The following is a 225-nucleotide window of genomic DNA, read 5'->3' on the forward strand; positions in this document are numbered from 1 at the left end:
TTAACCGACCACCGACCGAACCCGAGGGTATGCGTGGAATCAAGGTCGGGAGCGCGTTCGGGATTCCGATCCGCCTCAACTGGACGTTCTTGCTCGTTTTGCCGCTGTTCGCGTACCTCATCGGCGGAGAGGTGAGTACCATCGCGGAGGTGATGAACGAGGTCGCCGGGCTCGGCATCGACACGGCCGCGGTCGCGACCGGGACCACGCCGTGGATCCTCGGGC

General features: G+C 64.9%; 1 pseudogene. It reads left to right on the forward strand.

Annotated elements, in window-relative coordinates:
- Window positions 1-29 precede the first annotated feature (29 nt).
- Window positions 30-225: pseudogene (locus EXE45_RS19205) on the forward strand (metalloprotease); the annotation flags it as partial.

Source organism: Halorubrum sp. SP9, from assembly GCF_005435015.1.
Taxonomy (GTDB): Archaea; Halobacteriota; Halobacteria; order Halobacteriales; family Haloferacaceae; genus Halorubrum; species Halorubrum sodomense.